This window comes from Sulfitobacter rhodophyticola (genome assembly GCF_041281685.2).
Classification (GTDB): Bacteria; Pseudomonadota; Alphaproteobacteria; order Rhodobacterales; family Rhodobacteraceae; genus Sulfitobacter.
The window spans coordinates 3,701,885-3,728,046 of the sequence record NZ_CP166251.2 but is presented as its reverse complement, the minus strand read 5'-3'; the positions used below and the strand labels follow the sequence as shown (position 1 = coordinate 3,728,046).

Below are 26,162 nucleotides of genomic sequence, written 5' to 3'. Positions count from 1 at the left end.
TGGCAAGACGTACCCGCCCCGGCGGATGGCCGACGCGACGCTGATCAGGTGCCATCCGCTGCGATGAAACCGTCTGGCGTCTTCAATCGGTGGCGGATGGTGTTGGCCCGACCCAGCGTCTGTTCGACAAAACATCCCTTTTTCGCGGCGGCGATCAGGGCCATCTGTTTTGCCACGGGATCGGGGCTTTCGAGGGTGATGTCGATCTCGAACGACTTCGGTGCGGTTTCATAGATGCGGTCCTTCGGCGACCACTGCCAGACGATCTTGCAGTCCACGTGCAGATCGTCGATCTGCACCCCCATGCGCCGCGCAAAGGCGCGCAACTGCGTCATGATGCAGCCGGTCAATCCGCCGATGAACAGGGCCAACGGGGGTGGGGCCGTGGCATCGCCGCCGTGAAAGGGGCCTTCGTCGGTGGCAAGGGTGAAGGTTTCCAGCATCGGTTCGACCATCTGCACATCCAGATCGTTGCGCATTTTGCCCGTCGCCGTGCCGGAACAGGTGAAGATGACATCCACCGGTTCTTTCGGCTGTTCAATGGTCATCAGATGGCCCTCTCAAAACGTGACATTCGCAGCGCCCTTGAGTGCCAGTGAGGCGCGAGCCTCGTCCGGGGTTGCGATCTCATTGCCTTGCATCTCAAGAATATCGCGCATCTTGCGGACCTGCTGGGCGTTCGAGGTGGCAAGTTTTCCACGCTCGATAAAAAGCGAATCCTCCAGCCCGACGCGCACATTGCCGCCCATTTGCGCAGCCACTGCCCCAAGACGCATTTGCGCCGCGCCGGCGCCGATGACGGACCAGCGGTAGTCGTCGCCAAACAGACGGTCGGCGGTGTGCTTCATGAACACCAGATTGTCGATATTGGCCGCAATCCCGCCAAGGATGCCCATCACGAATTGCAGGAACACCGGCGCCGTGAACATCCCCTGATCAACGCAGAATTTCAGGTTATACAGATGGCCGACGTCGTAGCATTCATGCTCAAACCGGCAGCCGTGTGCCTTGCCCAGCGTTTCCGCCACCTTGCCGATGTCTTCGAAGGTGTTGCGAAAGATATTGCCTTCGGAGCCGCGCACGTAGGCTTCTTCCCAGTCGTATTTCCATGTCTTGTACCGATCCGCCAACGGATGCATCGCGAAATTGAGCGACCCCATGTTGAGCGAACACATCTCGGGGGAGGCGCGCAGGGCGGGGGCCATGCGTTCTTCGATCCCGGTGGAAAGGCTGCCACCGGTGGAGATGTTCACGATGGCGTCCGTCTCTGCCTTGATGCGGGGCAGGAATTCCATGAAGTGATCGGGATTGATCGACGGCGCACCGTTATCGGGATTGCGCGCGTGCAGATGCAGGATCGCGGCCCCGGCATGGGCGGCTTCGACCGCCTGTTCATAGATCATCTCGGAGTTGATCGGCAGGGCATCCGACATGGTGGGCGTGTGAATGGCACCCGTGATGGCGCAGGTGATGATGGTCTTGGCCATGGGTCAATCCTCCATGATGGCCACGGCGCGGATGAACCCGGCAGAGGCGGCTTTGATCTTGAACGGAAAGCAGGACATGGTCCAACCCGTGGCCGGCAGCTGGTCGAGGTTGGCGAGCTTTTCGATGTGACAGTACCCGATGTCCATGCTGGCGCGGTGGCCTTCCCAGATGATGCTGGGGTCGCCCTCCTGCGCGAACCGCGCGGCGGTGAGCGGGAAGGGGGCGTCCCAGCTCCAGGCGTCTGTTCCGGTGACGCGCACGCCCTGTTCCAAAAGATGCAGCGTGGCATCACGCCCCATGCCGCAACCCTTGATCAGGTAGTCAGGTGCCCCGTATTTCGCGCCGGCAGATGTGTTGACCACGACGATGTCCAGCGGTTGCAGCGTATGACCGATGCGCGCCAGTTCCGTGTCGATGTCATCCGGCGTCACGATATAGCCGTCATCGAAGTGACGGAAATCCAGCTTGACGCCGGGATTGAAACACCATTCCAGCGGCACTTCGTCGATGGTGATCGCACGCTCCCCTCCGTTCATGGTGGAATGGTGGTGATAGGGGGCGTCCAGATGTGTGCCGTTGTGGGTGTAGATCGTCAGCTTTTCCAGCGCCCAGCCGTCGCCGCCGGGCAGTTGATCGGGTGTCATGCCGGGAAAGAAGCCCGCCATTTGTTCCGCCGTATCCTTGTGGTCGAAGTATTCGATCTGCGGCAGCATGATTTCGGGGTCCGACGGTATGTCGGCCTCCAGCGGGACGGAAAGATCAATGAAGGTGCGCGGCATGGCTGTCTCCTTGAGGGATTACAAAAGGCCGGTGGCGATTGCAGGGAAGGCGATGATCAGCGCAAGGCAGGCCAGCATCATCAGTGCAAAGGGGGCGGCACCGATGAAGATGTCGGCAAGGCTGATGTCTGGATCATCCAGCGTGGATTTGATGACATAGACGGATATGCCGAAGGGCGGGGTCAGCAGCCCGATCTCGATCGCGACAACCGTGACGATGCCGAACCAGATCAGGTCGACCCCCATCGGGTTCAGGATCGGCAGCATCAGCGGCACGAGGATCAGCATGATCGATGAACTGTCGAGGATCATGCCCAGCACGATGACCACCGCCACATAAAGCACGATCAGTCCCATCAGCCCCAGATCGGCGGTGGCGGCCATTTCACCGAAGGCGTTCGGCACGCCGGAAAAGGCCAGCATCCGCGAATACATCTGTGCGGCGATGATCAGGAAGCAGACGGCGGCGGTGACCAGCCCGGTTTCCACCAGCACGCGCCACAGGGCGGGCAGATCAAGGCGGCGTTTCAGGAGGCCGATGATCAGCGCGCCGATGGCACCCACCGCGCCTGCCTCCACCGGGGTGAAGAAGCCGGCATAGATGCCGCCCAGCACGACGATGATCAGGCTGGCCAGCGGGATGGATTTGCTGATCAGTTCGGGGCCGCTCAGCGCCTCGGACCCGGCGCTGAGCGTCTGGCCTGTGAACGTCGGCATGAAGACCGCCATCAGCACCACGCCGAGGGCAAACATGACCGCCATCAGGATGCCGGGGCCGATGCCTGCAACAAAGAGATCGCCAATGCTCTGTTCGGTCAGCAGGCCGTAGAGGATCAGCAGCAGCGACGGCGGGATCAGCATCCCAAGCACGGAACTGCCCGCGACCACGCCCACCGAAAAGCGGTTGGTATAGCCGTGCCTGCGCATTTCCGGCACGGCAATCTTGGTGAAGACGGCAGCGGAGGCGATGGAGATGCCGGTGACGGCGGCAAAGATCGCGTTGGCGGCGACCGTGCCAACCCCAAGCCCGCCCTTGATTTTGCGGAACATCGAATTGGCCACGTCAAATGCATCCCGCCCGATCCCGCTTTCCGACACCAGAAACCCCATCAGGACGAACAGCGGCACGACGCCGAAAAAGTAGCTCGCAATCGCGTCGTTCGCGGCCAGACCCAGCATCTTGGCGGCCAGCAGGGGGGAGCCCTTGATGGCCCAGACGCCGAGAAACGACATCAGGATCAGGGCAATGGGGACATACATGCCCAGCATGACGGAAAGACCCATGCCGCCAAGGGCCATCAGGCCGATGTCGAAAGGGGTCACGGGATCACGCTCCGGTAGCGGCGCAGGATGCGGGCGAAGAATTGCAATGTGAGCAATGCCGCGCCAATGAGGATCATCAGCTTGACGGGCCAGGTGGGCGCGGTGAAGTCACCCGCCGCGCCCACGAAGTCATCGCGCACCCAGGAGCGGATGAAGATCGGGTAGGTCGCGTAGAATATCGCGCCGATCACCAGCATCGCCAGCAGGTCGAACATCGTTTCCATCGCGCCGCCCAGCGTGGGAAAGCGCGCATTGATCCGTTCAATCAGCGCATCGGACCGGGTCATGCGCCCCGCCTTCAACGCCTGCGGTGCCTGCAGGAAGACGATCGCGACGATGGACAACTTGACCATCTCTGGCACGCCCGAGATGGGAGAGGCAAAAAGGTTGCGACCCACCACATCCGCACCGATCAACACGACAAGGCCCACGATCAGCAAGGAACCTGCGACATTTGCCGCCTGCGTGCACATGTCCAGCGCCCGCAGGGGCGCCGGATCCTGTCGTGAAGCTGCGTTCATGGGTTATTCTTTGTCCCAGTCGCGCAGTGGTGTTGCACCTGCGGCGCGCATCTCCTCCATGTAGGTGGACAGCACCTCTGTCCCGCCGGGAATGTCCGCGGCCCAGGACTTGGCCGCGTTGTCCATCCCCGCGGCCCAGGCGTCACGCATGTCCTGCGGGGCATCGGTGATTGTCGCACCGGCGGCACCCATTGCCTCGAACGCGCCTGTCACGGCCGCCTCCAGATTGGAGACGTACCATTCGCCGGTTTCATTCGCGGCTTCGGTCATGGCTGTCTGCACCTCTGCAGGCAGACCGTTCCACCAATCCGCATTGGCACAGATCGAGCCTGCATATTGCGCGCCAAGCCCCGCACGCGTGATGTAGGGGGCCACTTCGAACAGCTTGCCGGGCAGGGCGGCGGAGGCAAAGACGATCACCCCGTCAAAGACGCCTGTCTTGATCTCGTTGTAATAGGTGGTCAGGTTGCCGGTGACACCTACCGCGCCCGTTCCCTTGAGCCAGTTCAGCGCGGCACCCGGCGCGCCGATCTTCTTGCCGTCCAGATCCGCAAGGGAATTCACCGGGAAATTCGTCATCAAAAGGTAGTCGTCGATGACGATTGGCGCGCCGACATAGACGACGCCGTTGTTGTCGTAGCTTGTCTGCATGTTGGCATCTTCAAGCTGCAAGCGGTGCATAAGGTCACTGACCTTGCGCACATCATCGCTGACAAAGGGGGTGTAGTAGGTGACGTTCTGCGGTGCCATCTTGGCAGGATCAAAGAGTGCCTGACAGGTGCCCATTTCCACCAGACCGGCCTCCACCGCTTCGAGTTCCTCGCCCACCTTGGCGATGGAGCCGCCGTATTGGCCGGTGAAGGACACGCTGTGGTCGGTGCCTTCCAGCTTTGCGGTCACGGCGGGCACAAAGACCTCGTCGATCATCTTGACCCAGCGGAAGACCGGCGGATGGCCCGCGGCTACGCTTGCATTGATCGTTTCGGCCATGGCGCCTGCGGGCAAGGCCGTGGTTGCCGCCAGAAGCAGCGCTTTCAGTCTCGTTTTCATGGTTTCCTCCCAGTTAGGTCTGTTGTGTTTCCTTTGCGGCCAGCGCCATGATGCCACCGGTCCCGAATGTGATCAGGCCCTGCAGCACTTCCTCCAGACTGCGCTGTTTTTCCGATCCCATCAGCCGTTCGATGCGCCCATCGCGGCTGATCACGACGACCAGCGCGCCAAGCGCCAGCGTATAGGCATGCGCGGCGGTCTTCTGGCTCATGCCCGGAATGGCAGCCTGTAGCGCCTTGATGAATTGCTGCGCGGTCGGGTCGTAGCATTCCTTGACCAGTGCCCTTTCGCGTTCCTGTCCAATGATGAGGCCGCCGAAGATGCGCGTATAGGCCTGATCGCCTCCCGCAGGGCCCAGCGGTGGGCGGAACAGCGCTTCAAGGATATGCGCCAATGCATCGGGGTCTTTGAGATCAACCCGCGCCAGCATCGCGATGCGTTCGTCATTGATGACCTTCGAGCGTCTTTTCACGACCTCGGTGTAAAGCTGATCCTTGCTGCCGAAGTGGTAGTGCAGCAAGGCCTGGCTGACCTCGGCGCGTCGCGAGATGGCTTTCATCCCGGCACCATCGAACCCGCGTTCCGCGAACGCGACCTCAGCCGCGGAAATGATCCGTTCGATGGCCGTGGGCGGCGCAGGTGTCAGGACAGACGCTTCGTGCTGCATGGGGTGAGCATATCCTGACTGATCGGTCAGTCAATATGGTTCAACAGGTTCACATGCGAACCAATGCGTGTCTTCTGCGGCAAGCATCACGCGTGGTGGTGAGGTTTCAGGCCCTTTTTCAATGCAGGATTTTTCTGCGGTCTGGAGGTGGTTTCGCGGGCGGAGCGGGTGGATGTTTTCAGATTTGCGAGAATTCGACTCGATTCGACATAAATGTGGCAGGAAGCCGATCAAACCGAACATCAGTCAGCCCGTTTCGGCGTCATTGGTTCCGGATTGAGAACACAACTCTGTTAACTAAGGCAAAATCATGCCGAGATTTTGACGAAGATAACGGCGCGCGCACTGTTTCTGCCGAGCGAACAATTTGCTTTTCTGGATGACAGATCTTCAATTGGCGATAGGCACTAAGCGCATATAAAAATGAGGAAACGCAAGTTTTTCGAGCCAATTGGCGGGAAACAATAGATGCGAAATACGGGTGGTCAGATCCGCCATGCATGTCAGGGTTGTGATGATCTTGACGACATGCTGACAAGTTTTGGACATTTTTCCCTTTGTTTGAGGCAATCTGCTGGGTATTTCTAATGTTGCCCAACTGGGGGGCATTGTTTGTAGGTCATGGGGGCGACCGCATTTTTGCGCATCGGAGTGATGCGGGAGACATGTGTGCGCCGTGGTGTTTGCGACCGTATTCATGGGGACCGAAGGTGACTTCGGCGTCTGCTGCCTGCGTTTTGGGCTTCTCCCATCTGACTTGCGTTGAAGATGCGTGTCGTCTTGGCCTGCTGCCAATGCGCCCGCGGTATAACGAGTATGATCGGAGTGATGAGATGAATTACCAGAGCCAAACACCGACAAGGGCGTCGCACGCCTGTCTGTGTCCGGCGCCCATCATCGCGCCCATCAGCCTTACCATTGCACCTATGTCAAAGCCGGCCGCGCTGCGCGCCGCGTGCAGCCAGCTTTAGGAGTATTTCCAATGATCAGAACACTTGATTTCAACGCATTTGCCGCAGGCACCGTTGTCGATACCGAATATGCCGACGAAGGTGTGACCATTTCCGCAACCGGTGGATCCGGCAAGGCAATGATATTCGACAGCGCCAATCCCACGGGGGGTGACAATGATCTGGCGTCAGACACGCTGGGTGGTTTGCTGATCATTTCAGAGGATGGAGACAGCAGCGATCCCGATGACAACTGGTGCGGCGGCACGATCGCCTTTGATTTCGACGGCCCTGTGCGCATCAAGAAGCTGACCTTCAAAGATATCGAGGAAACCTCCGGCGAGGGGACCTATGTGCGCTTCCTGGATGATGAAGGAAACGTCATCGACGAACAGTTCATCGGCCCGACCCGCGATGGTGGCGAAAGCACGGTGCAGTTCGATGTGCCTGGCACCAGCCGGTTCGAAGTGGTCTTCAGCGGCTCCGGCGCGATCGACAATCTGGTCTTCGAAGACAACAGTGCGCCCGACGCGGTCGATGATTGCGCGGTGACCGATGAAGATACTGCCGTCATCATTCCGGTTCTCGACAACGACACGGATCCCAATGGCGACGTGTTGACCGTGACGGAGGCCACAAGCCCCGACGGCACTGTTGAAATCACGCCCGAAGGCGCGCTGATTTTCACACCTGCGGAAAATTTCAACGGCAACACCTCCATCACCTATAGCGTGGATGACGGCAACGGCGGCACCGATACGGCGACCGTCAGCGTGATCGTGAACCCGATCAACGACGCGCCGGATGCCGTCGATGACGCCGACAGCACCGATGAAGATACCGCGATCACCGTTGATCTGCTGGCCAATGATGCGGATGTTGATGGCGATCCCATGAGCGTTGTTGCGGCGACCGTACCTGCGGAACAGGGCACGCTGGTCGACAACGGCGATGGCACAGTGACCTTCACGCCTGCGCCTGATTTTGCGGGAGAGGCGACGATCTCTTACACGATCGAAGACCCGGAGGGTCTGCAGGACAGCGCCCTTCATACCATTACGGTTGTTCCAGTAGATGACGCACCAGTTGCTGAAGATGATGCGGCCGAGACGGACGAAGACACGCCTGTCACAGTGGATGTGCTTGCCAACGACAGCGACCCTGATGGTGATCCGCTGACCGTCACCGAAGCGACAAGCCCCGATGGCACGGTTGAGATCACGCCAGAGGGTCTGGTCTTTACCCCAGCTGAGAACTTCAACGGGCCGACCACGATCTCCTACACCGTGCAGGACCCGGACGGGAACGAGGACACGGCGACTGTCGCGGTCAATGTCGTACCGGTGAACGACGCGCCCGATGCGGTGGATGATTCGGATGAGACGCCCTTCGAGACGGCGGTCACGGTCGATCTGCTGGCCAATGACAGCGATGTGGATGGCGATGATCTGAGCGTGATCGAAGCGACGGTGCCCGGGGAACAGGGGACGCTTGTCAACAACGGCGACGGCACGGTGACATTTACGCCTGCGGCGGGCTTTGCCGGCACGGCGACCATTGCCTATACCATCGCCGATGAAGAGGGTCTGACCGATAGCGCGATCCATACGGTGACCGTGGCCGACCCGGTCCGTGATGGATTTGTCGATGGCACCGACGACGGTGACCTGATCGATGTGGATTACCTTGGTGATCCTGACGGAGATCTGATTGACGCCGGTGATGCGATCCTGCCGGGAACCGAAGGGGATGACGACTTTGTCCGCGCGGGCGACGGTGATGATACCGTCATTGCCGGACAGGGCAGCGATACCGTTCAGGGTGGCGAAGGGGATGACGACATCACCACCGGTAACGGCGATCTGGCCCCTGATCTGGGGTACCCGGAAGCGGCGACCGATACGCTGGGCTTTGACCCCGACACCGATCCCGAAGACGACCGGGACAGTGTCGATGGCGGTGCCGGGAACGACACGATCTCCACTGGTGATGACCGCGACACGATCGATGGCGGCACCGGCGAGGATGTGATCAACGCAGGGATCGACGATGATATCGTCGATGCGGGCGAAGGCGCGGACCGTGTCGTGGGTGGTGAAGGCAACGACGTCATCTTTGGCGGCGCGGGCGATGATACGCTTTATGGCGGCAACGATCCCGATCTTGGCCTTGATGTGCTGGACATTCCGGACGAACCCACGGCGGACAATCCGTTCTCCCCCGATCGCAACCCTGACAATGGGCGCGACACCATCGAAGGGGGTGCCGGCAACGATGTCATCTTTGGTGCCGACGACGATGACTTCCTGCTCGGGGGTACCGGTGACGACACCATTGACGGTCAGGTCGACGACGACCAGATCGATGGTGGTGCCGGTGACGATCTTTTGATGGGGGGTCAGGGTGATGACACCATCGAAGGGGGTGACGGCAACGACGATATTCGCGGTGGCGAAGGCGACGACGTTCTGTTCGGCGACGCGGGCGAAGATACGTTCTCGGACGTGAACGCCGGTGATGAAGTCGACGGCGGCGAAGGCCCTGTGGACAACGACACGCTTGATCTGCGCGGTTCTGCCCCTGCGGGCGGCAGCCTTGCGGTGACCTATACCTCGGATGATCTGGAAGATGGCATCGTCAACTACTTCGACGAAGACGGCAATGATGCAGGATCGCTGGTGTTCGAGGAGATCGAGAATGTCATTCCCTGTTTCACGCCCGGCACAAAGATTGCCACCCCAAAGGGGGAGCGTCTGGTCGAAGACCTGAAGGTCGGCGACCGGATCATCACCCGCGACAACGGTATGCAAGAAATTCGCTGGATCGGTGCCCGGGGCATGACCGGCGCGGAGTTCGAGCAGGCCGCACACCTCAAACCCGTGCTGATCCGTCAGGGTGCGCTTGGCAATGACCTGCCGGAACGGGACATGATGGTGTCACCCAACCACCGGGTGCTGATCGCCAACGACAAGACGGCGCTGTTCTTCGAAGAACGCGAAGTGCTGGTCGCGGCAAAGCACCTGACACACATGGAAGGGATCGATGTTGTTGATGTTTCCCACACGACCTACATCCACATCCTGTTCGATCACCACGAGGTCATCCTTTCGGATGGTACCTGGACGGAAAGCTTCCAGCCCGGTGATATGTCGCTGGCAGGTATCGGTGACGCACAGCGCGGCGAAATCCTGGAGCTCTTTCCGGAGCTTGCAACGAAACAGGGCATTGACGGTTACACGTCCGCCCGGCGTTCTCTCAAGAAGCACGAGGCGAAACTTCTTTCGAAGTAAACTTTGCGCAGAATGAGGCGTGCGGTCGGGGGCGCACGCTCGAATATGCAGCTGTTGCCCTGTTTTTGAATAGGCGCAGACCGGGAAACGGAGTGGGAAACCACTCCGTTTCCTTGGTTTTGCTGTGGTGGCGTTTGAAGGTGTGCTCACGCTGTTGAGCGTCAGGCAGGCGGGGGCATTCGTTGAATGGGCGCCCGTGGGGGTCAGCCCCCACACAAGGCAACAGTGGGGGTCAGCCCCCACACAAGGCAACAGTGGGGGTCAGCCCCCACACAAGGCAACAGTGGGGGTCAGCCCCCACACAAAGCAACAGTGGGGGCCAGCCCCCACACAAAGCAACAGTGGGGGCCAGCCCCCACACAAGGCAACAGTGGGGGCCAGCCCCCACACAAGGCAGCAGTGGGGGCCAGCCCCCACACCCCCGGGTTTTTTGAACCATTTGGAAGGGGGGCGGAGTGCGTCGGGAGATGGTCAGGATTGCCGCGCGCGCCAGGCGGCCCAGTCTTCGGGCGTGTCCAGATCATTCAGGGCATGGGTGCCGGGCAGGGGGATAAGACCGGTTTTTGAGCTCTTGATGATGTTCCTCGCGCCCCGATCTCCTGTCAGGGCTGCAAGCGCCGGGAAATGGACCTGATCGAAGACGATGGGGTGGCCGGGTCTTCCGTCTGCGGTTGCGCCGCGCCAGATGGAGTGTTCCTGATCCGGTGCGGCCCGGGCGACGGTGATCAGGTCTTCGGTGGTCAGATCAGGCAGGTCGGCAAGGCAGATCATGGCGCGTTGAGTGTCTGGCGGAAGGGCGGCAACGCCGGTGCGAATGCTGGCGGCGATGCCCGTTGCCGCGTCCGGAACGGGCAGGCAGAGGATTTCAAGGTCTTCCAATGCGCTGTAGCGCGGGTGGGGCGGTGGCGGCAGCGTGATGATCACCGGGCCGCTGGTCGCGGCCCGCGCCAACTGTGCCTGTCGACGGATGAGGGGCTGGCCGTCCACGTCTTCCATCAGCTTGTCGCGGCCTTGCATGCGGGCAGAGGCGCCGGCGGCAAGCAGCAGGATGGGCAGGTCGGGCAGGGTCATGCGGGCAGATTAGCGGTTGTGGATTGGTTTAGCCACGCATGAGGGTGCCTTCTGGGTCGAAGAGCGGGGTTGAGATCAGGATGGCGGGGCGCATCTGCCCGAGGATTTCGATTGCGACTTGCAGGCCATCGGCAGCGCGGTCGCGAGGGACGAAGCCTAACGCGATGGATTTGCCCGCGTGGTGAGAGAAGCCGCCTGACGTGCAGAAGCCCACGACCGCGCCGTCAAGCCAGATCGGCTCATAGCCGTGTACGTCTGCGTCGTCGGCGTCCACCTCGAAGGCGACCAGCACGCGGTCGGGGGGTGTGGCGCGGTCCGCTTCGGCGGCGGCGCGACCGATGAAATCGGTGTTCTTCTTGAAGCTGATGAAACGGTCGAGGCCGGTTTCAGCGGCGGTATAGTCAGGGGAAAACTCGGACATCCAGGAGCCGAAAAACCGGTCAAGGCGCAGGGACATCATGGCGCGCATGCCGAAGGGGGTCATGCCGTGGGGCTGGCCCGCAGTCCAAAGGGTGTGCCAGAGGTGACGTTGGTCCATGGGGTCGCAGTAAATCTCGAACCCCAGATCGCCAGTGTAGCTGACGCGCTGAACGATACAGTCAGCTTGGCCCACGGTCAGGCGGGCCACGTCGAGGAAGCGCATGTCGGAGATATCGGTCCGGGTGCAGGCGGCCAGCACGTCGCGGGCGCGGGGCCCTGCGATTTGAAAGCCGGTGCGTTGATCCGATATATTACAGATACTTACGCCATCTTCTTGATGTTGCTGGAGCCAGCGGAAGTGGTAGGCTTGGCTGCCGTAGGAAGCGGTGAGTTGGAAGTGGTCTTCCGTCAGACAGGAAACGGTGAAATCACCGATTAGTTTGCCCTTTGGGGATAGCATGGGCGTCAGCGAAAGGCGACCGGGCTGGGGAATGCGCCCGGCCATGATTTTGTCGAGCCATTGGCGGGCTTTTGGCCCGGTGACACGATATTTGCCAAAGTTCTGCAACTCGTTGATGCCGACGCTGCTGCGGACGGCTTTGACTTCACGCGCTGTCGCGGCAAAGGCGTCGGAGCGTCGGAAGGAGGGGGTTTCATAGGTGGGTTCATCGCCTTGGGCGAAATAGTTGGGCACCTCAAGGCCGTATTGCTGGCCCCAGACAGCTCCCATGGCGGTGAATATGTCGTACATCGGCGTGGTGCGGTGCGGGCGCGCGGCGGGGAGTTCTTCGTTCGGGTAGGCGACGGAAAAGCGTTTCTGGTAGTTCTCGATCACTTTGGGCAGGGTATAGCCGGGCGTGATCCAGTCGCCAAACCGGGCGACATCCATGGCCATTACGTCGCGTTCGGGTTCGCCCTCGATCATCCATTGGGCGAGGGTCAGGCCAACGCCGCCGCCTTGGGAGAAACCTGCCATCACACCACAGGCGGACCAGTAGTTGCGCATGCCGGGGACGGGGCCGACCAGAGGATTGCCGTCGGGGGCGAAGGTGAAGGGGCCGTGGATGACGTTTTTCACGCCCGCCCGTTCGAGGTCGGGGAAGCGTTTGTAGGCGAAGTTGATGCTGTCCTCGATCTTGTCGAAATCGTCTTGCAGCAGGTCCTGACCAAAGCTCCATGGCGTGCCGTCAACGGCCCAGGGGCGGCAGGTTTGTTCGTAAAAACCGATACACAGCCCCTTGCCCTCCTGGCGGAGATAGCTTTCGCCAGCGGGGTCCATGACGTGGGGGTGTTCGTGGCCCGCGGCCATCATTTCTTCGACCAGTGGCACGTTTTCGGTGACAAGATATTGATGCTCCATCGGGTGGAGCGGGAAATAAACGCCCGCCATCGCGCCCACTTCGCGCGCCCAAAGGCCGCCGGCGTTGACCACGTGTTCGGCGTGTACGGTGCCTTTGTCGGTGACCACGTCCCATGTACCATCGGGGCGCTGGTTGGTTTCCGTCACCATGCAGTGGGTTTCGATCGTGGCACCGCCCATGCGCGCGGCGCGTACATAGGCGTGTGTGGTGCCTGATGGATCAAGATGACCGTCGAGCGGATCGTAAAGCGCGCCGATGATGCCGTCGGTGTTGGTGACCGGAGCGATCTTGCGGATCTCTTCGGGGCCGACAATCTCTGTGTCCAACCCCATGAAACGGTGTTTCGCACGTTCGGCCAGCAGCATGTCAAAGCGGTCCTGATTGTCGGCCAGTGTCACGCCGCCCACGTGATGCAACCCGCAGGACATGCCGGTGATTTCTTCCAACTCCTTGTAAAGACGAATGGTATAGCCCTGCAGCGCGGCCATGTTGGTGTCGCCGTTCAGCGTGTGAAAGCCGCCCGCCGCATGCCAGGTGGAGCCGGAAGTCAGTTCAGAGCGTTCCAGCAGCAGGACATCCGACCAGCCCAGCTTGGTCAGGTGATAAAGGACCGACGCACCGACAACGCCGCCGCCGATGATCGCAACTCGGGTGGTGGTCTGCATGTGGCGGCGTTCTCCCTTTCTCATATGCGGCCACAGTTGCGATTTGTCCCTTTGCGCGCTGGTTCAAAAACGACAGGATTTGCCGCTTTGGAAGATCCCGGGCGGGGCTGGCGGCCTAGCGCAGCACATGCACCGCGCATTGGGCATGGCGCACCACGCGGGCCGCGGTAGAGCCGAGCAGATAGTCCTGCAAACCCGGCCTGTGGGATGCGATCACGATGCAATCGTTGTCGTGGGAGGCGGCGTAATCAAGGATCGTCCGGCCCGAATGCCCCATCACAAGCGCCGCCTTTCCGTTCGGAACGTCGGCGATTTCTGCCTTGAGCGCTTTCTCGAAGTCGGCGCGCTGTGTGTCCCGCTGTCCCTGTTCGATGTGTTGCAAGACGTAGGCAGGCAGTTCCTCCATCACGTGCAGGGCGGTGATGGTACCCCCTTCGTTCAGCAGCCGCTTGGCAATGTCGAGCGAGGGCCCGGAGGGGTGTTCATGATCAAGGGCGATGGGAACAAGGATGTTGTTGTACATGGGGTTTTCTCCGATCTATGCGGTCACCCTAGCCGGATCGCCCGCCTGCGGCATTGATTTGCATCAAGCAAACCGGTGGCCATCTGCGGTTCTGTCGCTGTTTGTATCACTGCGACCGAAAATGTCGTCATTGGGTGATCTGTGGGTGGTGGAAGGGGCCAAGATGGCCTGCAAAGCCATCTGAACAGGACCCATCCCATGCGCACACATGCCCAAGCCGTCATTATCGGAGGCGGCGTCATCGGATGCTCGATCCTGTACCACCTGACCAAACTGGGATGGACGGACGTTGTCCTGCTGGAGCGGGACGAATTGACAAGTGGGTCCACCTGGCATGCAGCGGCCAACATTCATGGGTTGCACGACAACAACAACATCACGCGCATCCAGAACTACACGATGGACCTTTACAACGCGCTGGAGGCTGAAACCGGGCAATCCTGCGGGGTGTTCCAGCCCGGCAGCCTTTATCTGGCGCAGACGGAAGCGCGGGAGCATCAGTTGCGGCTGCAGGCCGCCAAGGCCAGATATTATGACATGCCGTTCCGGGAGGTGTCCCGGGCGGAGGCGGAGGCCCTGCATCCGTTGGTCGATTACGATGGCATCCGCTGCATCATGTTTGAGGAGAACGGCGGCAATGTGGACCCGTCGGGTGTCACAAATGCCTATGCCGCCGGTGCGCGGCAGAACGGTGCGGAGATCATCCGGTTCTGCCCTGTGACGGGGACCGAACAGCAACCGGATGGGTCATGGATTGTCCGCGCGCAGCAGGGCGATATTGCCACGCAATGGGTGGTCAATGCCGCTGGGCTTTGGGGGCGTGAGGTCGCGGCGCTGGCGGGTGTGACGCTGCCGCTGCAACCCACCGAACACCAGTACTTCGTCACCGAGACCATTGCCGAGATCGCCGGGCTTGATCGTCGGCTCCCCTCGGTCGCGGATCGGGACGGGGAATATTATCTGCGTCAGGAGGGCAAGGGCCTTCTGGTCGGTGCCTATGAGAAAGACCTGCGGTTCTGGGCCGAGGACGGCACGCCCCAGGGCTTCGGACACGAGCTTTTTGCCGATGACCTCGAGCGGATCGAGGACAACATGATGCGCGCGATTGGACGGGTGCCTGCAGTGGGCGACGCGGGCATCAAGCGGGTGATCAACGGGCCGATGATCTGGTCACCGGATTCGAATGTGCTCTTTGGGCCGGTGCCTGAACTGGGCAACTACTTCTGCTGCAACGGGATCATTCCGGGGTTCAGCCAATCGGGTGGCATGGGGCTGCTTGCGGCGGACTGGATCGTGAAGGGCGAAAGCCGCTATGACATGTTTGCCTGGGATGTGGCGCGGTTTGGCGCCTGGGCCGATGCGGCCTTTACCAAGGCGCGGGTGGGCGACCAATATGCCAATCGTTTCAAAATACACTTCCCGAACGAGGAACGCAGCGCGGGTCGGCCCATGCGCAAGCGCCCTGCGTATCAGCTGCAGCGTGATCTGGGGGCGGTCTTTGGGTTGAATTACGGCTGGGAACATCCGCTCTACTACGGCTACCCCGTGGGGGCGGAGGACGAAACCGAAGGTTTTACCCGACAGGGCTGGTGGGATCAGGTAGGCACCGAATGCCGGATGCTGCGCGACAAGGCGGGGATCATCGACATCTCCAACTTTGCCAAGTACCGCTGCGCGGGACCGGGGGCGGAGGATTGGCTGAACGGGCTCTTTGCCAACCGCATGCCTGTGGCGGTTGGACGATCTTGCCTGACGCCGCTCATTGGCGTGAACGGTGGGATCGCGGGTGACTTCACCGTGACACGGCTGGGCGCTGAGGAGTTCTGGATCATTGGTTCCGGCATGGCGGAGCGGTATCACACGCGTTTTTTTGCCGCGCATCCACTGCCGCAAGGCACCACGTTCGAAAGCAGAACAGACGCCATGTGTGGCTTCAACGTTGCCGGCCCAAAGGCGCGCGAGATGCTGCAGCGGCTGACCAATACCTCGCTTGCAACAGCCGATTTCCCGTTCATGCGATCCGCCTGGGTGGAGCTTGCGGGCGTGCGCTGTCTTGCGCTGCGGGTCAGCTTCACGGGGGATCTGGGCTGGGAGTTGCATTGCGACGAAGCCGATCAGGGACGGCTTTTTTCGGCGCTTGTCGGCGCGGGAAAGGAAGTGGGGGCCGGTCCAGTGGGATCGCGCGCGCTGATGTCCCTCAGGATCGAGAAGGGCTATGGGTCCTGGGGGCGGGAATACTCGCCGGAGTACTGGCCGCAGGAAGTCGGGCTGGCACGGCTGTGCAAGATGGACAAGGATTTCCTCAACAAACCCGCCGTTGCTGACACGATGGCGCAAGCGGCGCGCGAAAGGTTGGTGATCCTCTCGCTTGACGCGGCGCAGACTGAGGCATCTAATGCGGACGCTTCGGGCGGAGAGCCGATATTCAAGGACGGTCAAGGCATCGGGCGCGTGACCTCGGGGGCCTATGGATATTCGGTCGGCCAGTCTTTGGCGCTTGGATTTGTGAAGGACGTGAGTGCAGGCGACGAGGTGGACGTCATGGTTTTGGGTCAGGCGCACAAGGCCGTGGTGCTGGCAGAGCCGCCTTTTGATCCAGCAGGTGCGCGCCTGCGGGCATAAGACGGGGTGTGGTGCGTCCTGCGGGACTGAACGCGTCGCGGCGATCTGCCATCGGGGGTGTGCGGGCCTAAGGCTCCGCCGTACGCGTCAATACGTTGACTATATTTGGTAAATTGGCTCCGGCGGTAGGTGTTTACTTCAGATTAATATTGAATAAAAACAATATCTTACGCAGTTTTGGTGGTAATAATGTTGCGGGATTTGTTGCGGGACTGAACGTCTTTCGTTCATTCCGCCGTCAAACTTACAGTAAATTGTTGTCGGTCGCTACATCTAGTAGTAGAACTAGGTTGTGACGCTTTATGGTAGGGGTTTTTGATGGACGGTGCCAAGATTCGGGTAAAGGTCGGCTCGATGGAAATCGAGTATGAAGGCGATCCTGCGTTTTTGGATGGCGGTATAGAAGCGTTGCTTGTTGCCATGGGCGACTTGGTCGCGCGTTCGCCAGAGGAAGCCGCGCCGCAGACTGTAGCCAAATCGGAGAAGGAAGACGTAGGCGCTCCAAACTCGGGCAACGAAAACCTTTCCTTGTCGACAAACACTATTGCCGCTCACCTTAACTCTAACTCAGGCGCGGATCTGGTAATTTGCGCAATTGCCCAGCTTGAACTTGTTCAAGGCAATGCTTCTTCGACTCGATCTGAGATTTTGGCTGAAATGAAGAATGCGACTACCTACTACAAGGAAACCTACAGCAACAATTTGACTGCGAGTTTTGGAACCCTCGTAAAAAATAAGCGGATCAATCAAGGTGCCAAAGATACCTATTCCCTAAGTGCGACAGAACGCAAACAACTTGAGGCAAAAGTTGCTGGCATCGGATGAACTGAAAGACTGGCTGCACCGCGACCTTTCCCGCCAAGACAAACTATTACTTGTTCTCGCATCATTAGATGAACCGACCCAACTTTCCGGAATTCGTGAACGCGCTAAAGAAGCGGGGTTCAGGGTGCCCACGAAATGGAACGAGTCCCAGATTCTCGGCGCAAGCAAAGGAAGAGCCGTTCGCGCTCCCAACGGTTGGGAGTTGACCGAAGCAGGAAAGATGCACCTTAGAAATCTTGGTGTTTCGAAAATTAGTCCCGCCGCCATGCAAGTGGCCGCGGACCTTCGTGCACATCTCGACAAGATCACCGATGCAGAAACCCGGGAATTTGTCGAGGAGGCGATCAAATGTCACGAGGCAGAACTGTACCGTTCGGCTATCGTGATGTCTTGGCTCGGCGCGATGGACGTCTTGCACAAGCACATCCACTCACACCACCTGTCAGGATTCAACACTGAGGCAAAGCGGGTAAACGGTAAGTGGAAAGCCGCCAAATCGCCTGATGACCTCGGCAAGATGGGTGAAGCCGAGTTTCTCGATAGAGTTGCCGCAATCTCTGTTATCGGCAAGAACGCGAAGGAGGAGTTGCAAAAGGCTCTCGGCCTTCGCAATGGCTGCGGCCACCCGAATACTCTCAAAGTAGGTGCTAACAAATCTGCTGCACATATCGAGACGCTCCTTCAGAACGTTTTTCACCGATTTGCATAGAACAAGATTGAAGCAGTGTTGCGGGATTTGTTGCGAGAAGTTTGGCTCCAAAAAGAGGATTTGAACCCATTTTCAGATATTATCCAGTAAAATCAAATACTTAGCTAAATAAGTGGCTCCGGCGGTAGGGATCGAACCTACGACCAATTGATTAACAGTCAACTGCTCTACCGCTGAGCTACGCCGGAACGGTTTGGGCGATATAGCAGGGGGGTTTTTGCGCGTCCAGTGGGTATTTGGGGCAATTTCGTGATTTTTAAGGGCGTCGGCCCTATTGGCGCTGAAAGAGCGCATCAGCGGCGAGGGGGCCTTGGGGACTGACGCGGGATTTGGCCGTCAGATCAACCAGATGCGACAAGACATTCCGGCTTGCGGCACCCAGCAGTGCGGCGGGTGTGTCGGTGTAGATCTGTGCGGCAAGGTCGGCGGCCGTGGCGGGCCCCTGCTGCAGCACCTCCAGAATGGCCGCTTCGCGGGCGTTGCGATGGGCGATCAGCCCTTCAAGCCGTGCGGCGGGATCACTGATGGGGGCGCCATGACCGGGATAGAAAACCCGCCAGGGCCGTGCCGTCAGGCGGGCGCAGGAGGCCATAAAGTCCGTCAGATCCCCGTCGGGCGGGGAGACGAGCGAGGTGGCCCAGCCCATCACGTGATCGGCGGTAAAGCAAAGATCACCCCATGCAAAGCTGAGGTGGTTGCCGATATGACCGGGCGTGTGGATCGCTTCAAGCTGCCAGCCGTCCCCATCGATGCACGCGCCATCGCCAAGGCGCTGATCGGGGGCAAAAGTGGTGTCGATACCTTCGCCGCCGCCGATCTCGCCCGCCTGTGCCAGTTCCTGCATGATTGCGGACCGTCCCGATGCGGCATCGCCGAAGGCAAGGATCGGCGCGCCAGTTGCCTTAGCCAAGGAGCGCGCAAGGGGGGAATGGTCAAGGTGGGTATGAGTGACAAGGATATGGCTGACATGCTGATCCGGCGTCACCGCCTTGAGGATTGCGTCAAGATGCGCGTCGCTGTCCGGACCGGGATCGATCACTGCAAGCCCGCGGGTGCCCACCAGATAGGTATTGGTGCCCCGGTAGGTCATCGGGGACGGGTTGGGCGCCGTGATGCGCCGCACCCCCGGTTCCAGCGTGATGGGCCTGCCGATGGGGGGATCAAAGTCATCTGGGGGCAACATGTTTCGGCCTTTCGCAGCAGGGTCGCGTGTCCTAGGGTCTATCCATGTTTTTTGCCTGGCTCAAACGCTATGTGCCGCGCGGCATCTACGGCCGTGCCGCGCTCATCCTGATGCTGCCGGTGGTGGTATTGCAACTGGTCGTCACGGTGGTCTTCGCGCAGCGTCATTTCGAAGGTGTGACCACCCAGATGACCATGAGCATGCTGCGCGAGATCAACCTTGTTCTGGACCGCATGGGGCAGGATGACACGATCCCGGAAGCCCTGATGATCGGGGTCGTACCGGTCGCTGCGGATGCCGTGCCGCCCCGGGATCTGTATGTCTGGTACGATTATTCAGGCCGGGTGATGAGCCGGGTGATGCGTGAAAACCTGCCCGCGTTCGAGGTCGCGGATCTGCGCGACGACAGCAACGTTAAGCTCTATGTGCAGCGCGCCGATGGGCCTGTTGCGCTGTCGTTCCATCGCCGCCGGGTGTCCGCTTCCAACCCGCACCAGCTTTTTGTTTACACAGTGTTCTTTGGTGTGGTGCTGACGCTGATCGCATCGATCTATTTGCGGAACCAGCTTCGGCCGATCAAGCGGCTGGCGCGTGCCGCAGAGGCCTTCGGCCGCGGGCGTCACGACCCTTATGCGCCTGCAGGCGCGGTCGAAGTGCGCGCGGCGGGGGCCGCATTCGTGGACATGCGCGCCCGGATAGAGCGCCAGATCGAACAGCGGACCCTGATGTTGTCGGGGGTCAGCCATGACATGCGCACCCCGCTGACCCGGATGCGTCTGGGCCTGTCGATGCTGGAGGAAGACGATGCGGCCCCCTTGCTGGAGGACGTGGAGGACCTGCAACGCATGTTGGACGAATTCCTCAGCTTTGCCAAAGGGGCGTCGGAAGGCGAGCCTGAACCGGTTGACCCGCATGCATTGCTTGAACAGGTCGTCAAAGAAACGCAGCGGGCGGGCAGGGATGTCCGGCTTTTGCCACCCGAGGGCGATGGGACCGGTACGGTGCTGCTGCGCCGTATGGCGCTGCGCCGTGCGGTGGACAATCTGATTTCCAACGCAGTGCGATATGGCGCGAAGGCAGAGGTGTCGGTGATGCTGACCGACAAGACCCTGCGCATCCGCGTCGAGGATGATGGCCCCGGCATTCCCGAAGATCAGCGATTGGAAGCGGCAAAGCCCTTTACCCGGCTGGACAAGGCGCGCAATCAGGACAAGGGCGGGGGTGTTGGTCTGGGACTGGCCATCGCCACGGATATTGCAAGGGCGCACGGCGGGGTGTTGCGGTTGGGGACTTCATCGCGGCTGGGAGGGCTGCGCGCCGATATCGTAATCGCCCGCTGATACTGCGCAGGGGGTGATTGTCAGACCTTGTCAGGCCGTTCTGCGATATCGCGACAGACCGCCGAGGGCGCACAAGGTGGCCAGCATCAGCCAGATCGGTGCGGGCAGGGGAACCGGTTGTACGCCAACCTCTTCTGACAGGACCTCGGTCGCGGGCGACGTCTGGCTGCCGCCGCTGGAAGTGCCGCTGCTACCGCTGCCGCCGCCGCCAAAAAGGGTCGCACCGCCCCCGCCCTTTGCTGCACCTCCGCCAAGGATCGGAGTACTGACTGCACTGCCGCCACTGCCGCCGCCGCTGGTGCCGAGCTGTGCCAGCAGCGGCAGCCAGAACGCCGCCTCAGGCAAAACATCAACGGGTGTGTCCGCGCCTTCAGCATCAAAAGCGACCACTTCCTTTCGACAAAAATCGGCATAGCGGGCAAAATACTGATCCCACTCCTGTTCGTTCGGGTTTCGTCCAATCAGGGCTGCAAGTTGGAAGGGCGTCAAGGCTTTGACGCAAGGTTCAGGCAAGCAGGTGCGCGGCATGCGGACCCCTTTGCCCGTCGCATGAAACGCCAGATCGATGTGTTGGTCCTGAATGCAGTCAAAGCCAAGCGGGTCCTTTACGATCAGATCATCGATTCTGAGGTTGGCCAGATCTTCGGGCAAAACAAGTGGATCAAGGGGCTTTGTCGCGGCCCAGGCGCAGGTCCCCAGCGTGGCCAAAGCCACGGTAATTACCTTGCCTAACTTCGCGACATGCATACCGATCATGACGGCCCCCATATCCAGCTGTTCTGCTGAGCCCTTTGGCGACGCCTGCATAGCGCGCAGACGCTTCGGCGGCACAAAACCACAGATGTATCAGGAGGTTGGATGCTTGCGCCAACTCAGGACGCCGACCGCATCAAGCCGTACCGATACCAAAACACTCATCAAAACACCAAACAACTTTGGTCGAAAGAAGATGCCAGAAAATCCCAATGATTGCAAGAACTTTGTCAAAATCATGTCCAAAATCGGGCAACTAGCCATGCAGGGGTGGGACAAGGAGAAACCCAGACCGCTGTCCAGCTGATCTGTTGATTCTACTTAATTTTCTATGAAGACAAGGCAGGTATGGTAGGCCCGGCAGGACTTGAACCCGCAACCAAAGCGTTATGAGCGCTCTGCTCTAACCAATTGAGCTACAGGCCCGCCATGGCCAACGGGTATGCAAGGTATGCGAGATGGTCAAGCCTTACCGTTGCGCGCGGGCGCGCACCCTTACCAACGCGACTGGGCGCGCGCCTCTAGCAACGCGCGCAGGCACGCACCCTTACCGTTGCGCGCGGGCGCGCACCCTTACCGTTGCGCGCAGGCGCGCAATGCACTAACGCAAGCGGCATCAGGTTGCAGGCAAGGGGGCGCGCCATGACTTCACCCAAGAATGGGATCACCTATGCTGAGGCGGGGGTGGACATCGACGCAGGCAACGCGCTGGTGGAGCGGATCAAACCCGCCGCCAAACGCACCACGCGTCCCGGCGTGATGGCCGGCCTGGGAGGTTTTGGCGCGCTTTTTGACCTCAAGGGGGCAGGTTTCGTGGACCCGGTTCTGGTGGCCGCCACCGACGGCGTGGGGACCAAGCTGCGCATCGCCATTGATACCGGCAACGTGGACAGCATCGGCATTGATCTGGTTGCCATGTGCGTCAATGATCTGGTGTGTCAGGGTGCTGAGCCGCTGTTTTTCCTTGATTATTTTGCAACAGGCAAACTGGAGCTGGATCAGGCGACGGCCATCATCGAAGGCATCGCGGACGGCTGCGCGCGATCCGGTTGCGCCCTGATCGGAGGAGAGACGGCAGAAATGCCCGGCATGTATGATGCAGGCGATTTCGATCTGGCGGGCTTCTCGGTCGGGGCGATGGAACGGGGCACGGAACTGCCGCGCGGTGTGGCGCGGGGCGATGTCCTGCTGGGTCTGCCCAGCGACGGGGTCCATTCCAACGGCTATTCGCTGGTGCGCAAGATCGTTGAACTCAGCGGATTGGGGTGGGGAGACGACTGTCCTTGGGGCGACGGCACATTGGGTGCGGCGCTGCTGACGCCGACGCGGCTCTACGTCAGGGGCGCTGTTGCCGCGTTGCGGGGCGATTGCGTGTCCGCGCTGGCGCATATCACGGGCGGTGGACTGACCGAGAACCTGCCCCGTGTCCTGCCCGAAGGGCTGGGCGCTGAGATTGATCTGGGCGCATGGGAACTGCCGCCTGTCTTCAAGTGGCTGGCCGCACAAGGCGGCATGGCGGAAGCAGAGATGCTGAAAACCTTCAACGCCGGTATGGGGATGGTCGCGGTCGTGCGCCCCGATCAGGTCGCGGCTGCACAGGACGCCTTTGCCAGTGACGGCCATGCAGCGGTCGAGATCGGCACGATCACGGGGCAGGCGGGTGTATCCTACAAGGGTAGCCTGCTTTGACCAAACGGGTCGCCATCTTTATCTCGGGCGGTGGATCGAACATGCGCGCATTGGTGGCGGACATGACCGGTGATCACCCGGCACGGCCCGCCGTGGTGTTTTCCAACAATGCGGATGCGGGCGGCATCGCCTGGGCCAAGGCACAGGGGATTGCGACGGCCGTCGTGGACCACCGGCCATTCGGGACGGATCGGGCGGCGTTCGAGGCGGCCGTAAGCGCAGCGCTCGAACTACATGAACCGGACATCATTTGCCTTGCGGGCTTCATGCGCAAGCTGACGGCGGGGTTCACGGATGCCTGGGCGGGACGCATGATCAACATCCATCCCTCGCTCCTGCCCAAGTACAAGGGGCTTAACACCCATGCGCGGGCATTGGCGGCGGGGGACAGCGCACATGGGTGCACGGTCCACGAAGTGACGGCGGCGCTGGATGATGGTCCGATCCTGGGACAGGCCCGCCTTGCCATCGCGCCGGATGATACGCCTGATGCGCTTGCGGCACGGGTTCTGGTCCTTGAGCACCAGCTTTACCCGGCGGTCTTGCGCCGTTTCGCGGCAGGTGACACGCGTCTGCTTGAATTGCCCCGCTGATCGACCCGGTGGTGTGTGTCGGCATCTAGTCAATCGCGCGGCTTTGCTTTAACGCTGGGCACTTCAGCGGGTTCCGCCGCTTGTTTCTAAAAAGTGAGTTTATGAGAACCCTGACCACCACGGCCGACCTTTCGGCATATTGCGAAGAAGCGGCAAAGCATCCTTATGTGACCGTCGATACCGAATTCCTCCGGGAACGGACGTATTATTCCAAGCTTTGCCTTGTCCAGCTGGCCATGCCGGGGACTGACGACAGCAACGCGGTGCTGGTTGATCCGCTGGCCAATGGCATCTCCATGGCGCCGCTGTACAAGCTGTTTCGCGACACCTCCGTGGTGAAGGTCTTTCACGCGGCCCGTCAGGATCTTGAGATATTCTTTGTCGATGACGCCGTCTTTCCCGAGCCGCTGTTTGATACCCAGGTTGCCGCAATGGTCTGCGGGTTCGGGGAACAGGTGGGCTATGAAACACTCGTGCGGAAGATCTGCCATACTGGCGTGGACAAGACGTCCCGCTTCACCGATTGGTCCCGCCGCCCGTTGTCGGACGCGCAAAAGCGTTACGCCTTGGCGGATGTGACCCATCTGCGCCAGATCTATGAATTCCTGAGCGAAAAGCTGGCAGAAAGCGGTCGCGCGCGCTGGGTGGAGGAGGAGTTGGAAATCCTGACCAATCCCGCCACCTATACCACCGCGCCCAACGATGCATGGAAACGGGTGAAGACCCGGACCCATTCCGCCCGCTTTCTGGCCATCGTGCGGGAGCTGGCAGCCTTTCGGGAGGAATACGCGCAAGCGCGCAATGTGCCGCGCAACCGTGTTTACAAGGATGACGCGCTGGTCGAACTGGCTGGGCTGAAACCTACGACGCTTGATGAATTGGGCCGCGCGCGGCTTTTGTTGCGGGAGGGGCGCAAGGGTGACATCGCCGATGGGATCCTCAAGGCGGTGGCCGCCGGTCTTGCATGCAAACCTGAAGACATGCCCGAACCCGATCGCAGCCGTGACCGGATACAGGTTAACCCGGCACTGGCTGATTTGCTTCGGGTTCTTTTGAAAGCCAAGACCGAACAGGCGGGTGTTGCAGCCAAGCTGATCGCGCCTGCGGCAGACCTAGACGGCATCGCCGCCGGTCAGCGGGACCTGCCGGCCCTCAAGGGCTGGCGGCGCGAAGTGTTCGGCGAAGACGCGCTGCGCCTGTGCGAAGGCAAGATCGCGCTTACGGCGGTTGGCAATGACGTAAAGGTGGTTGAGGTCTGAACGCGGATCCTAGCGCCGCGATTCCCGCGCGTTGCGTCGTCCTTCCACGCGGATCACCCGCACACCGCGCAGGGTCTGATCCGTAACGCGCCGTGCCGCGATGACTTCGCGGGTCGGGGTGGTGCCGACATTCGTGCGCCGGTCCGGCAGCACCCCTTCCAGACGATAGATCAGCACGCCCTCGACGGCTTCTTCGTCCTCGTTTGCGGGGGTAAGCTGCACTTCGTAGATGCCCTGACGCGCGGCAAGACCCGTGGCGCGGATGATGGCGCCGCCGGGTATACGTTCAATCGTCAGATCGGTGACCTGATCGAAGGGCCGCCCGGCATAAACCTCTTCCTCGGCGCGGGAGGAGGCGAAAAGGCCGCTGCGTGTCGGAATGAGCGGGTTGGTCTGTTCCCTGGGTTCCACCGCAACCGCGCGCGATTGCCCGAACCAGTTGAACGGGTTCACCCGGCTGTCTCGGATCGCACCGCAGGCGCTTAGCGTCAGGGTTGCGGCCAACAAAAGGGAAAGGGTCTTGCTCATGCGCTCTGCCTTCGGGAATTCATGCTTTTTTACGTGGTTACCCCATCCGTTCTGACTTGGGAAGGGGCTGGACCTTTGGGGGGGACGCCCCTACCTCTGCGAGGAAGACGATTGAAAGGACCAACACGATGGCCAGCGCTGCATTCGAAGAACTTGTGGAGGATTTTGAGTTCCTTGAGGATTGGGAAGACCGCTATCGTCATGTGATCGATCAGGGCAAGGATATGGAGCCTTTGCCCGAAGCGTTGCGCGTGCCCGCGACCAAGGTGGATGGCTGTGCGTCACAGGTGTGGCTGCATGCGCAATTCGACGGGGGCAAGCTTCATTTTGACGGGGCGAGCGATGCGATGATCGTATCCGGCCTGATTGCTGTATTGAGAAAGCTTTACAATGGCTTGTCCCCAGCGGAGGTGCTGACGGTGGATGCCCGTTCCGAAATGGCGCGGCTTGGGTTGAACGATCATCTGTCAGCTCAGCGTTCCAACGGGTTGCGGGCGATGATCGAGCGGATCAAGGAAACCGCAGCGCAGACCGCGTGATATTCAGAGGCTAC

The 26,162-nt window shown here is 60.6% G+C and carries 23 protein-coding genes and 2 tRNA genes; 10 read left to right on the top strand and 15 right to left on the bottom strand.

The window, feature by feature from the left end:
* Nucleotides 1-44 precede the first annotated feature (44 nt).
* Genes AB4X18_RS19370 through AB4X18_RS19340 form a run of 7 tightly spaced genes read right to left on the bottom strand, consistent with a single transcriptional unit; the run spans nucleotide 45 to nucleotide 5,828 of the window.
* On the bottom strand, nucleotides 45-548 hold the full coding sequence (locus AB4X18_RS19370) for an OsmC-related (seleno)protein (protein ID WP_370401607.1): 504 nt from the start codon (nucleotides 546-548) through the stop codon (nucleotides 45-47).
* 12 nt (nucleotides 549-560) lie between these two features.
* Nucleotides 561-1,487 (bottom strand): 3-keto-5-aminohexanoate cleavage protein, encoded by a 927-nt coding sequence (locus AB4X18_RS19365; protein ID WP_370401606.1) that lies wholly within the window; start codon nucleotides 1,485-1,487, stop codon nucleotides 561-563.
* A 3-nt stretch (nucleotides 1,488-1,490) separates the two neighbouring features.
* Nucleotides 1,491-2,267: a cyclase family protein gene (locus AB4X18_RS19360; RefSeq protein WP_432816929.1), complete on the bottom strand. Its 777-nt coding sequence runs from the start codon at nucleotides 2,265-2,267 to the stop codon at nucleotides 1,491-1,493.
* An 18-nt stretch (nucleotides 2,268-2,285) separates the two neighbouring features.
* Nucleotides 2,286-3,590 carry a TRAP transporter large permease gene (locus AB4X18_RS19355; RefSeq protein ID WP_432816928.1) on the bottom strand — a complete coding sequence of 435 codons (1,305 nt, stop codon included), beginning with the start codon at nucleotides 3,588-3,590 and terminating at the stop codon, nucleotides 2,286-2,288.
* On the bottom strand, nucleotides 3,587-4,111 hold the full coding sequence (locus tag AB4X18_RS19350; RefSeq protein ID WP_370401603.1) for a TRAP transporter small permease subunit: 525 nt from the start codon (nucleotides 4,109-4,111) through the stop codon (nucleotides 3,587-3,589). The genes AB4X18_RS19355 and AB4X18_RS19350 overlap by 4 nt, the downstream gene beginning before the upstream one ends.
* A gap of 3 nt (nucleotides 4,112-4,114) precedes the next feature.
* Complete coding sequence (locus tag AB4X18_RS19345) at nucleotides 4,115-5,161, bottom strand: C4-dicarboxylate TRAP transporter substrate-binding protein (RefSeq protein ID WP_370401602.1); 1,047 nt, start codon at nucleotides 5,159-5,161, stop codon at nucleotides 4,115-4,117.
* A gap of 13 nt (nucleotides 5,162-5,174) precedes the next feature.
* Entirely contained in the window at nucleotides 5,175-5,828 is a 654-nt protein-coding gene (locus tag AB4X18_RS19340) for a TetR/AcrR family transcriptional regulator (RefSeq protein ID WP_370401601.1), read from the bottom strand.
* A 982-nt stretch (nucleotides 5,829-6,810) separates the two neighbouring features.
* On the opposite strand from AB4X18_RS19340, the gene AB4X18_RS19335 reads away from it, so the two are divergent.
* Nucleotides 6,811-10,068 (top strand): tandem-95 repeat protein, encoded by a 3,258-nt coding sequence (locus tag AB4X18_RS19335; protein ID WP_370401600.1) that lies wholly within the window; start codon nucleotides 6,811-6,813, stop codon nucleotides 10,066-10,068.
* A gap of 471 nt (nucleotides 10,069-10,539) precedes the next feature.
* Here AB4X18_RS19335 and AB4X18_RS19330 read toward each other — a convergent pair whose 3' ends face one another.
* The 3 genes from AB4X18_RS19330 to AB4X18_RS19320 form a co-directional block, all read right to left on the bottom strand.
* Nucleotides 10,540-11,139: a nucleotidyltransferase family protein gene (locus AB4X18_RS19330; RefSeq protein ID WP_432816927.1), complete on the bottom strand. Its 600-nt coding sequence runs from the start codon at nucleotides 11,137-11,139 to the stop codon at nucleotides 10,540-10,542.
* Between the two features lie 28 nt (nucleotides 11,140-11,167).
* On the bottom strand, nucleotides 11,168-13,585 hold the full coding sequence (locus AB4X18_RS19325) for a GcvT family protein (protein ID WP_432816926.1): 2,418 nt from the start codon (nucleotides 13,583-13,585) through the stop codon (nucleotides 11,168-11,170).
* 115 nt (nucleotides 13,586-13,700) lie between these two features.
* The gene (locus tag AB4X18_RS19320; RefSeq protein ID WP_370401598.1) at nucleotides 13,701-14,108 is read right to left on the bottom strand and encodes a universal stress protein; all 408 of its coding nucleotides are present in this window, start codon (nucleotides 14,106-14,108) and stop codon (nucleotides 13,701-13,703) included.
* 198 nt (nucleotides 14,109-14,306) lie between these two features.
* Here AB4X18_RS19320 and AB4X18_RS19315 point away from each other — a divergent pair, with 198 nt between their 5' ends.
* From AB4X18_RS19315 to AB4X18_RS19305, 3 genes are all read left to right on the top strand, one after another.
* The gene (locus tag AB4X18_RS19315) at nucleotides 14,307-16,730 is read left to right on the top strand and encodes a GcvT family protein (protein ID WP_432816925.1); all 2,424 of its coding nucleotides are present in this window, start codon (nucleotides 14,307-14,309) and stop codon (nucleotides 16,728-16,730) included.
* A 318-nt stretch (nucleotides 16,731-17,048) separates the two neighbouring features.
* Complete coding sequence (locus tag AB4X18_RS19310) at nucleotides 17,049-17,555, top strand: hypothetical protein (RefSeq protein WP_370401597.1); 507 nt, start codon at nucleotides 17,049-17,051, stop codon at nucleotides 17,553-17,555.
* Nucleotides 17,539-18,264 carry a hypothetical protein gene (locus AB4X18_RS19305; protein ID WP_370401596.1) on the top strand — a complete coding sequence of 242 codons (726 nt, stop codon included), beginning with the start codon at nucleotides 17,539-17,541 and terminating at the stop codon, nucleotides 18,262-18,264. The genes AB4X18_RS19310 and AB4X18_RS19305 overlap by 17 nt, the downstream gene beginning before the upstream one ends.
* A 113-nt stretch (nucleotides 18,265-18,377) precedes the next feature.
* Here the strand turns inward: AB4X18_RS19305 and AB4X18_RS19300 are convergent.
* Nucleotides 18,378-18,452 (bottom strand) — tRNA-Asn (locus AB4X18_RS19300).
* Between the two features lie 83 nt (nucleotides 18,453-18,535).
* Nucleotides 18,536-19,447 (bottom strand): MBL fold metallo-hydrolase, encoded by a 912-nt coding sequence (locus tag AB4X18_RS19295; protein ID WP_432816924.1) that lies wholly within the window; start codon nucleotides 19,445-19,447, stop codon nucleotides 18,536-18,538.
* Between the two features lie 44 nt (nucleotides 19,448-19,491).
* Between AB4X18_RS19295 and AB4X18_RS19290 the strand changes: the two genes are divergently transcribed.
* A complete protein-coding gene (locus AB4X18_RS19290) occupies nucleotides 19,492-20,787 on the top strand; it encodes an ATP-binding protein (protein ID WP_370401595.1) in 1,296 nt (431 codons plus the stop codon).
* Between the two features lie 30 nt (nucleotides 20,788-20,817).
* Here the strand turns inward: AB4X18_RS19290 and AB4X18_RS19285 are convergent, their stop codons facing one another.
* Nucleotides 20,818-21,543, bottom strand: a complete 726-nt coding sequence (locus AB4X18_RS19285; RefSeq protein ID WP_370401594.1) for a hypothetical protein — start codon at nucleotides 21,541-21,543, stop codon at nucleotides 20,818-20,820.
* Here AB4X18_RS19285 and AB4X18_RS19280 point away from each other — a divergent pair.
* On the top strand, nucleotides 21,542-21,847 hold the full coding sequence (locus AB4X18_RS19280; RefSeq protein ID WP_370401593.1) for a hypothetical protein: 306 nt from the start codon (nucleotides 21,542-21,544) through the stop codon (nucleotides 21,845-21,847). The two genes, AB4X18_RS19285 and AB4X18_RS19280, sit on opposite strands and share 2 nt — an antisense overlap.
* Nucleotides 21,848-21,889: 42 nt before the next feature.
* Here the strand turns inward: AB4X18_RS19280 and AB4X18_RS19275 are convergent.
* Nucleotides 21,890-21,966, bottom strand: a tRNA-Ile gene (locus AB4X18_RS19275).
* Nucleotides 21,967-22,182: 216 nt separating this feature from the next.
* On the opposite strand from AB4X18_RS19275, the gene purM reads away from it, so the two are divergent.
* The 3 genes from purM to rnd all read left to right on the top strand — a co-directional run bounded on the left by purM (nucleotide 22,183) and on the right by rnd (nucleotide 25,081).
* Nucleotides 22,183-23,229 carry a phosphoribosylformylglycinamidine cyclo-ligase gene (purM, locus tag AB4X18_RS19270; RefSeq protein WP_432816923.1) on the top strand — a complete coding sequence of 349 codons (1,047 nt, stop codon included), beginning with the start codon at nucleotides 22,183-22,185 and terminating at the stop codon, nucleotides 23,227-23,229.
* Complete coding sequence (purN, locus tag AB4X18_RS19265; RefSeq protein WP_370401591.1) at nucleotides 23,226-23,822, top strand: phosphoribosylglycinamide formyltransferase; 597 nt, start codon at nucleotides 23,226-23,228, stop codon at nucleotides 23,820-23,822. The genes purM and purN overlap by 4 nt, the downstream gene beginning before the upstream one ends.
* 101 nt (nucleotides 23,823-23,923) lie before the next feature.
* Nucleotides 23,924-25,081: a ribonuclease D gene (gene rnd, locus AB4X18_RS19260; protein WP_370401590.1), complete on the top strand. Its 1,158-nt coding sequence runs from the start codon at nucleotides 23,924-23,926 to the stop codon at nucleotides 25,079-25,081.
* 9 nt (nucleotides 25,082-25,090) lie between these two features.
* On the opposite strand, the gene AB4X18_RS19255 is transcribed toward rnd, so the two are convergent.
* The gene (locus tag AB4X18_RS19255) at nucleotides 25,091-25,609 is read right to left on the bottom strand and encodes a hypothetical protein (RefSeq protein WP_432816922.1); all 519 of its coding nucleotides are present in this window, start codon (nucleotides 25,607-25,609) and stop codon (nucleotides 25,091-25,093) included.
* A gap of 128 nt (nucleotides 25,610-25,737) precedes the next feature.
* Between AB4X18_RS19255 and AB4X18_RS19250 the strand changes: the two genes are divergently transcribed.
* The gene (locus tag AB4X18_RS19250; RefSeq protein ID WP_370401588.1) at nucleotides 25,738-26,148 is read left to right on the top strand and encodes a SufE family protein; all 411 of its coding nucleotides are present in this window, start codon (nucleotides 25,738-25,740) and stop codon (nucleotides 26,146-26,148) included.
* The last annotated feature ends 14 nt before the right edge of the window (nucleotides 26,149-26,162 follow it).